Source organism: Brevundimonas sp. (genome assembly GCF_041688735.1).
Classification (GTDB): domain Bacteria; phylum Pseudomonadota; class Alphaproteobacteria; order Caulobacterales; family Caulobacteraceae; genus Brevundimonas.
This window is the reverse complement of record NZ_JBDNHO010000091.1, coordinates 1-7956: the sequence shown is the minus strand read 5'-3', so window position 1 is coordinate 7956 and position 7956 is coordinate 1. Positions and strand designations below refer to the sequence as shown.

6 protein-coding genes and 1 pseudogene are annotated in these 7956 nt (G+C 66.4%); 3 read left to right on the top strand and 4 right to left on the bottom strand.

Translation table 11 applies throughout. The annotated features are described in order from the left end of the window. Positions 1–189 (bottom strand): annotated as a pseudogene (locus ACESMO_RS09545) (cell envelope biogenesis protein OmpA); the annotation flags it as partial. A 192-nt stretch (positions 190–381) separates the two neighbouring features. Between ACESMO_RS09545 and ACESMO_RS09540 the strand changes: the two are divergent. Together ACESMO_RS09540 and ACESMO_RS09535 are read left to right on the top strand one after the other, a co-directional pair. After that, entirely contained in the window at positions 382–1290 is a 909-nt protein-coding gene (locus ACESMO_RS09540) for an SDR family NAD(P)-dependent oxidoreductase (RefSeq protein ID WP_372707928.1), read from the top strand. A gap of 160 nt (positions 1291–1450) precedes the next feature. Next, positions 1451–2656: an acetyl-CoA C-acyltransferase gene (locus ACESMO_RS09535; RefSeq protein WP_372707927.1), complete on the top strand. Its 1206-nt coding sequence runs from the start codon at positions 1451–1453 to the stop codon at positions 2654–2656. A gap of 3 nt (positions 2657–2659) precedes the next feature. Here the strand turns inward: ACESMO_RS09535 and ACESMO_RS09530 are convergent, their stop codons facing one another. Genes ACESMO_RS09530 through otsB form a run of 3 tightly spaced genes read right to left on the bottom strand, consistent with a single transcriptional unit; the run spans position 2660 to position 6682 of the window. Continuing rightward, positions 2660–4087: a trehalose-6-phosphate synthase gene (locus tag ACESMO_RS09530; RefSeq protein WP_372707926.1), complete on the bottom strand. Its 1428-nt coding sequence runs from the start codon at positions 4085–4087 to the stop codon at positions 2660–2662. Positions 4088–4142: 55 nt separating this feature from the next. Beyond that, positions 4143–5927 carry a glycoside hydrolase family 15 protein gene (locus ACESMO_RS09525; protein ID WP_372707925.1) on the bottom strand — a complete coding sequence of 595 codons (1785 nt, stop codon included), beginning with the start codon at positions 5925–5927 and terminating at the stop codon, positions 4143–4145. Next, positions 5924–6682: a trehalose-phosphatase gene (otsB, locus tag ACESMO_RS09520; RefSeq protein WP_372707924.1), complete on the bottom strand. Its 759-nt coding sequence runs from the start codon at positions 6680–6682 to the stop codon at positions 5924–5926. Before otsB ends, ACESMO_RS09525 begins: the two co-directional genes overlap by 4 nt. Before the next feature lie 153 nt (positions 6683–6835). On the opposite strand from otsB, the gene ACESMO_RS09515 reads away from it, so the two are divergent. Beyond that, positions 6836–7822: an SIS domain-containing protein gene (locus ACESMO_RS09515; RefSeq protein ID WP_372707923.1), complete on the top strand. Its 987-nt coding sequence runs from the start codon at positions 6836–6838 to the stop codon at positions 7820–7822. The last annotated feature ends 134 nt before the right edge of the window (positions 7823–7956 follow it).

Sequence of the window (7956 nt, the reverse complement as noted above, 5' to 3'; positions counted from 1 at the left end):
GAAGCCGGCCCAGCTGTCCTCGACCTGGTAGTCGAACTGGCTACCGGTCCTGGTCGAGGTGAACTCCACATCGTCGATGGTGTGGTAGCCCGCGTCGATCGCGCCGTACCAACCGTTGGGCTCGGCAGCGGCCGCGCCGGCTGCGAACAGCCCCGCCATCGCTACACCGGCCATAAGTTTCAGCTTCATGATATCCCTCGCGTTAGAATGTCGGATCACTCTCGCTTAATACGGAGCGCTCCGGTGCCGAACGGCAATGTGGGCTTCGGGTTCCTTATTTTTGCTTGGAATGCGGCGACTGTGGCACCATTTCAACACATTGCACCGGTTTCCCGCGCCGCCACGGGCGCGCCGGGCACTGACATCTTGGAGAATCGATAGATGAGTATGCGGTTCGACGGCCGGGTAGCGATCGTGACGGGCGCGGGGGGTGGCCTGGGACGCGAGCACGCCCTGGCGTTGGCCCGGCGTGGCGCGCGAGTGGTTGTGAACGATCTCGGCGTGGCCCGCGACGGCGAAGGGGCTTCAAGCTCGCCCGCCGAGGCTGTGTTGGCCGAGATCGAAGCCGAAGGCGGCGAGGCCATGGCCAACGCCGCCTCGGTCACCGACTACGCCGCCGTTGAGGCCATGATCGCGGCGGCCATGGCGAAGTGGGGCCGGATCGACATCCTCGTAAACAACGCGGGCGTCCTGCGCGACAAGACTTTCGCCAAGATGGAACTCGAGGACTTCCGCTTTGTCGTCGACGTGCACCTGATGGGGGCCGTCAACTGCACCAAGGCGGTCTGGGACGTCATGCGGGGGCAGAACTACGGCCGAATCGTGATGACGACCTCGTCTTCGGGCCTCTACGGCAATTTCGGACAGTCCAACTACGGCGCGGCCAAGATGGCGCTGGTCGGGCTGATGCAGACCCTGTCCATCGAGGGGGCGAAGAACGACGTGCGGGTGAACTGTCTGGCCCCCACGGCCCACACCCGCATGACCGAGGATCTGGGCGCGGCCCTGCCGCTGGAGGCGCTGGGACCCGACCTGGTGACGCCGGGCCTGTTGTATCTGGTCAGCGAGGACGCGCCGAGCCGCTGCATCCTGGCCGCCGGCGCCGGGGGTTTTGAGCGGGCCTACGTCACGCTGACCCAAGGCATTCGCGCGGTGGGCGAAGACGCGCCGGAACAGGTCCAGGGCCGTTTCGCCGAGATTTCGGACCGGTCGGGCGAGATCGTCCCGGAGATGGGCGCGGCCCAGGGCATGATCGAGCTGACCAAGGCGCAGGCCGCCTTGGGCGTCTGACGCCGCGCGTCTGTGTTCGCCGCGCGGCGGCTCACGACTCGAGGCGCCAAGGCCTTGTCTTGACGCAACGGCAAGGGCGTAAAGCATTGAGAACAACCCGCGCTCAAGCAGCGAGGCGCCGCGCGCCGAGCGATAGCGCCCCAAACAAGGACCATCTGAGATGTCCCGCGAAGCCGTCATCGTCTCCACCGCCCGCACGCCGATCGGGCGTGCCTATCGCGGGGCGTTCAACGACACCCAGGCGCAGCAGCTGGGTGCCCACGCCGTCCGTCACGCCGTGGCCCGGTCGGGCGTCGATCCCGCCGAGATCGAGGACGTGATCATGGGCGCGGCCCTGCAGCAGGGCTCGACCGGAACCAATGTCGCGCGCCAGATCGCCCTGGCGGCCGGCCTGCCCGCGTCGGTTCCGGGCATGAGCCTCGATCGCCAGTGCGCTTCCGGCCTGATGGGCATCGCCACGGCGGCCAAACAGGTGATCTTCGACCAGCAGAAGATGGCCGTCGGCGGCGGACTGGAATCCGTCTCGCTGGTCCAGAACCAGCACATGAACCTGTACCGGATGAAGGATGAGGCGCTGCTGAAGCTGGCGCCGCACATCTATATGTCGATGCTGGAGACGGCCGAGGTGGTGTCGCGCCGCTACGGCATTTCACGCGACCGCCAGGATGAATACGCGCTGCAGTCCCAGCAGCGCACCGCCCAAGCCCAGGCCGAGGGCCGCCTCGACGCCGAGATCGTGCCGCTGACCACCACCATGCTGGTCACCGACAAGGCGACCGGCCAGACCTCTTCGAAAGAGATCACGCTGTCGAAGGACGAAGGTAACCGGGCCGACACGACACTGGACGGGCTGAAGTCGCTGAAGCCCGTCTTCGGCGGCGGCGAGGAAATCCAGCAGGGCGAGTTCATCACGGCGGGCAACGCCTCCCAGCTGTCCGACGGCGCCTCGGCCTGCGTCATCATGGAGGCCGGCGAGGCGGTGAAGCGCCAGCTCCAGCCGCTCGGCGCCTATCGCGGCATGGCCGTCGCCGGCTGCGAGCCCGACGAAATGGGCATCGGCCCGGTCTATGCGGTGCCCAAACTGCTGAAGCGTCACGGCCTGACGGTCGACGACATCGGCATCTGGGAATTGAACGAGGCCTTCGCCGTGCAGGTCCTCTATTGCCAAGACACTCTGGGCATCCCCAATGACCGACTGAACGTCTCGGGCGGTGCCATCTCGATCGGCCATCCTTACGGCATGTCCGGTGCCCGGATGACCGGCCACGTTCTGATCGAGGGCAGGCGGCGCGGCGCGAAATACGGCGTCGTCACCATGTGCATCGGCGGCGGCATGGGCGCGGCGGGCCTGTTCGAGATCTACTGAACCTCACGCGGCGTGGACGGGAGCGGCGTCGCCATTCCCGTCGGCCGGGCACTTGATCGAGCGAAGCGTGCCGACGAAGTCGTCCCGCCAGATGCCGACGTCGGTGTTCCTCACTACATGCATGAGCGCCTCCCACTTCCGCTTGCGCTCTTCCAGCGTCATGGTCAGGGCGCGCTTGATGGCGTCGGACAGCTCTTCGCGGCTGAACGGATTGACCAGCAGGGCCTCGCCCATCTGTTCGGCTGCTCCGGCGAAGCGTGACAGCACCAACACCCCGGGGTCGTCGGGATTCTGGGCCGCCACATATTCTTTCGCCACCAGATTCATGCCGTCGCGCAGCGGCGTGACCAGACAGACCCGCCCCGCCCGGTAGATCCCGGCCAGCTGGTCGCGGCGATAGGTGCGGTTGAGATAACGGATCGGCTGCCAGTCCATTTCGGCATAGGCACCGTTGATGCGACCGGCCAAGGCGTCCAGCCGCCCACGGATGTCCTGGTAGGCATCGACCTCATCGCGCGAGATCGGGGTAACCTGGAGCAGCAGCACCTGGGACCGCATCTCGGGATTGGTCTCGAGGAACTGTTCATATCCCAGCAGCCGCTCTTCCAGCCCCTTGGAATAGTCAAGCCGATCGACACCGACGATTAGCGACCGGAACGCCGCCGACGCCGCCATCCGGTCATAGGTCCGCCTGCCCAGCGGCGAGTTTCGGGCGACGATGAAGCCGTCCACATCGATGCCGATCGGGAAAACGCCGGCCTGGACCGTCTTGCCGAAGGCTTCGACCGCGTCATTCGGCAACAGCTTGCCGTTCACGCTGGGTTCGGACGCCACATAGTCGCGGAACAGGTCCAGCCATTCGCGGGTCTGAAAGCCGATCAGGTCGTAGTCGAACAGCGACTCCACCAGCCGCCGGTGATGCGGCAGGGTGACCAGCAACTGCCGCACCGGCCAAGGCGTGTGCAGAAAGAAGCCGATGCGGTTGCGGACACCCAGCCGCCGCAGGTCCCTGGCCAGCGGGATCATGTGATAGTCGTGGATCCAGATCACGTCGTCGGGCTGGATCAGGGGCGCCAGGACCTCGGCGAAGCGGGCGTTGGTCCGCTCATAGCCCTCGCCATAGGATCTTTCGTAGGCCGTCAGATCGACGCGATGGTGGAACAGCGGCCACAGCGTCTTGTTGGCGTAGCCGTTGTAATATTCGTCGACGTCCTGCGCCTCCAGATCGACCAGGGCGACGGTGACGCCGGCACGGTCCTCCATCTTCAGCTCGCCGGTGAAATGCTCGACCGTCTCGCCCGACCAGCCGAACCACAGGCCGTCATATTTCCTGAGCGCAGCGGACAGGGCCATGGCCAGGCCGCCCGTCGAGCCGGCGGCGGGGTCCTTGGGCGCGGATACGCGGTTGGAGACGACGATAAGGCGGCTCATCGACGAACAACGCCTTCCTCCGGCCCACGGTCGCAACGCGATATCGTGAGGTCCGTCATCGCGCGTCGGTCCATGACCGGCTCAGCAAGACCGCGCAGTTGATGATGCCGACCAGGGAATAGGTCTGCGGATAATTGCCCCACAGCTCCTTGTCGCCCAGCGAGAGGTCCTCGGACAGCAGGCCCGCGTGGGTGCGACGGCTCAGCATCTCCTCGAAGATTTCGCGCGCCTCGGCGTCGCGGCCGTTCTGGTGCAGGGCCTCGATGAACCAGAAGGTACAGAAGTTGAACGCCGTTTCCGGCTCGCCGAAATCGTCCGCCTCGATGTAGCGGAACAGATAGGGGCCCTTCTTCAGATCCCGCTCGATCGCGTCGAAGGTCGCGACCTGACGTGGATCGCGGGCGTCGAGAAAGCCCAGGTCGGTCATCTGCAGCAGGGAGGCGTCCAACTCGCGGTTGCCGAAACTGGCGGCAAACCGCCCCTCATCCTCGACGAAGGCTTCCTTTTCGATCCGCTCACGGATGATCGTCGCCCGCTCGCTCCAGAACAGGGCGCGATCGGTCAGCCCCATGTGATCGGCCGCCTTGGCCAGCCGGTCGCAGGCGGCCCAGCACATCACTGAGGAATAGGTGTGCACACGGGCAATGGTTCTGAACTCCCACAGGCCCGCGTCGACCTGGTCGTGCATGGCGAAGGCGCGGTCGCCGACCTTTTCCAGAGCGTGGAAATCCTTGATCGTGCCGGGGCGCAGCAGGCGCTGATCGTAGAAGGTCTGGACCAATGGCAGGACAATCTGTCCGTACACGTCGTGTTGCAGATGCTCACGTGCCTGATTTCCGATGCGTACCGGCTTCATGCCGCGATAGCCTTCGACCGATTCCGTGATCCGTTCGTCTATGTCCTCTTCCAGCCCAACGCCGTACACCGGTTGAACATGGCCGCCGCCCGACGCGTCGACGAGGTTGCGCAGATAACCGAGATAGTTCTCCAGCAGGTCGACCGCCCCCAACCGGTTTAACGCGCGCACCACATAATAGGCATCGCGGATCCAGCAGTAGCGATAGTCCCAGTTGCGGCCGCTCTCGGGAAACTCTGGTACCGAGGTGGTCATGGCCGCGACGATCGCGCCCGTTTCTTCATAGGCACAGAGCTTCAGCGTGATCGCCGCGCGGATCACCGCCTCCTGCCAGTCGAGCGGCAGATAGAGGGTGCGGACCCAGTCCTGCCAATAGGCGACGGTTCGGTCCAGTACAGCCGAAACGCCGGGACCGACGTCCTGATCATAGCCCTCATCTGGTCCCAGGAAGAAGGCGTAAGGGCGCTCGAGGCGGAAGGCGCGCTCGTTCAGGACGTGCGACACCGGACAGTCGGTGGTCAGCCGGAAGACTACGTCCGTACACAGATAACGGATATGGTTCGAACCGTTGGTCGTCTCGGCCCGGCGGGCGCCCCAGTCGGCCGACGGGCGCAGGCGCACCCGAATTCGGGGCGAACCGCTCAGTGGACGGACGATCCGTCCGAAGGCCAGAGGCCGGTAGGTGCGGCTGTGCTTGGGGTGGCGGGGCGCGAAATCGATGATCTCGACCGCGGCGCCGTCCGCAGCCGTCAGGACCGTCCGCAGAACCGGCGTGTTGCGGATATAGGCTTGCTCGACCGTCTGCAGGCCCTGCAGTTCGATGTCCCAGAAGCCGTGATCGGGGTCGAACCCGTCCATCAGGGCCGAAAACACCGGATCGCCGTCTACGCGTGGCGCGCAGGCCCATACATAGCGGCCATTGCGGTCGATCAGGGCGCTGATCGAACAGTTGCCGATAGGGGCCAGGTCGAGGTTGGGCGTCATGGCGTCTCCTCGACCGCATCAAGCCAGGCGAGCACGGCGTCCACATCCGGCAATCCATGGCGGGCGGCAGTGGCGCGGGGCGGCCCGACCAGGACGCCGAACCCGCCCAGCGCCTCGGCGGCGCGGAACCCGTCCTCGTCGGTCAGGTCGTCGCCCAGCATCACCGGCATGGCACCCTTGAATGGAGCCTCGGCCATGAAGGCCGCCAGGGCGGTGCCCTTGTCTGTCCCCGGCGTCTTCAGTTCGACCACCAGATTGCCGGGCTGCAGCGTCAGCCCCGTCTCGTCGGCGAGCCGCTCGGCCAGGGCCCCGACGGCCTCGGCCTCGCCCTGCGCCTGGCGGTAGTGAAGGCTGGCCGACACCGCCTTGTCCTCGACGATGATGCCGGGGCGGGTGCGGGCGAAATCTTGGAAGGCCGCCACGGCGTCGCGCACCGCCGGATCGGCGGCGGCACGGTCCAGCGAACCATCGGCTCGTCGGCGCTCCAGACCGTGTACGCCCGAAGCGGAGGCAGCGGCGCTTTCGGCGATTCGGTCGATCTCGGCGAGGGTCCGGCCACTGATGATCGCGAGCCGCCCGTTCAGCCGCTGCGCCAGCGCGCGCAGAACCGCCGTGCGCCGCGCGTCAGGCACCACCGCATCGGGCGTCTCGGCCAGCGGGGCCAGTACGCCGTCCATGTCGAGGAACAGCGCGGGTCGCGTCAGGCGACCCGGCGGCGCGGGCAGCTGCCGAATCGTGCTGGCGGCCGTGGTCATGGCGTCGATGGCAAGATCTGACGTCCCCATGGTCAAGCTAACGCGCCTCAAGTCGGATGGTTGTCCGCTGGCGCTCATTTCTTTCGCGTTGCGGCATAAATCGCTTGGCACCGGCCGTTGTCAAAGCTGAAAGGATGGACCAAATTCCGGCGCATGACGAACGCCACACCACCCGCCGACACCGCCGCCATGACCGCACGCGCGCGCGCAGTGTTGCAGCTGAACATCACCGCGCTCCAGACGCTGGAGAGCAACCTCGACGACGGCATCGCCCGCGCCTGCGAGATTATCCTGTCCCGGCCGGGCTATGTCGTGGTCACGGGTATGGGCAAGTCGGGGCACATCGGCGGCAAGATCGCCGCGACCCTGGCCTCGACCGGCACCAACGCCTTCTTCGTCCATCCGGCGGAGATGAGCCACGGCGACCTCGGCATGCTGCGCAAGGACGTCACCCTGCTGGCCATCTCCAATTCGGGCGAGAGCCGCGAACTGCGCGATCCCCTGCTGTACTGTCAGCGCGAGGGCATACCGGTAATCGGCCTGACGCAGCGGCCGAACAGCTTTCTGGGCCGTCACGCCGCCGTCTGCCTGACCATGCCGCAGGTGGCCGAGGCCTGCCCGAACGGCCTGGCGCCGACCACCTCGACGCTGATGACCCTGGCGCTGGGCGACGCCCTGGCCATGGTGCTGATGGACGCGCGGGGATTCACCGCCGAGGCCTTCGGCCTGCACCATCCCGGCGGCAAGCTGGGCATGAGCCTGCAGAGCTTGCGCGACTGGATGGGCGATCGTCCCCCCGCGCCCGCGACCGTCTTCCTGACCGCCGGTTTCGCCGAAGTCGTCTCCGCCATCACCGAAGGCCGCAAGGGCGCCGTGGCCGTGGTCAACCTGAACGCCACCTTGGCCGGGATCGTCACCGACGGCGACGTGCGCCGCGCCTTCTCGCGCGACCTGTCCGGCCTGACCGCCGCCGACGTGATGAGTCCGCGCCCCAAGGTCATCGGCCCGGACGCCCGCATGAGCGACGCCGTCGACCTGATGACCCAGAACAAGATCGCGACCCTGCTGGTGGTCGAGGACGAACGGCCCGTTGCCATCGTCCACATCGCCGAACTGATGCAGGCCGGCTACGTCGGCTAGAGCAGCCGCCCGCTGAGTTGAATCGAATGTGATCGAGCGGGGGATTCCCATCGGGTCCGAACCGTGAGTCCATGGGTCTTCTGATTGGGAGGCTATTATGGGCAAGGCGCGTTCGGACGATCTTCGGGAGCGTG

Bases quoted from the DNA above. Each gene is read 5' to 3' on its own strand.
- ACESMO_RS09540 (WP_372707928.1), top strand. From the start codon at position 382: ATGAGTATGCGGTTCGACGGCCGGGTAGCGATCGTGACGGGCGCGGGG.
- ACESMO_RS09535 (WP_372707927.1), top strand. From the start codon at position 1,451: ATGTCCCGCGAAGCCGTCATCGTCTCCACCGCCCGCACGCCGATCGGG.
- ACESMO_RS09530 (WP_372707926.1), bottom strand. From the start codon at position 4,087: ATGAGCCGCCTTATCGTCGTCTCCAACCGCGTATCCGCGCCCAAGGAC.
- ACESMO_RS09525 (WP_372707925.1), bottom strand. From the start codon at position 5,927: ATGACGCCCAACCTCGACCTGGCCCCTATCGGCAACTGTTCGATCAGC.
- otsB (WP_372707924.1), bottom strand. From the start codon at position 6,682: ATGACCACGGCCGCCAGCACGATTCGGCAGCTGCCCGCGCCGCCGGGT.
- ACESMO_RS09515 (WP_372707923.1), top strand. From the start codon at position 6,836: ATGACGAACGCCACACCACCCGCCGACACCGCCGCCATGACCGCACGC.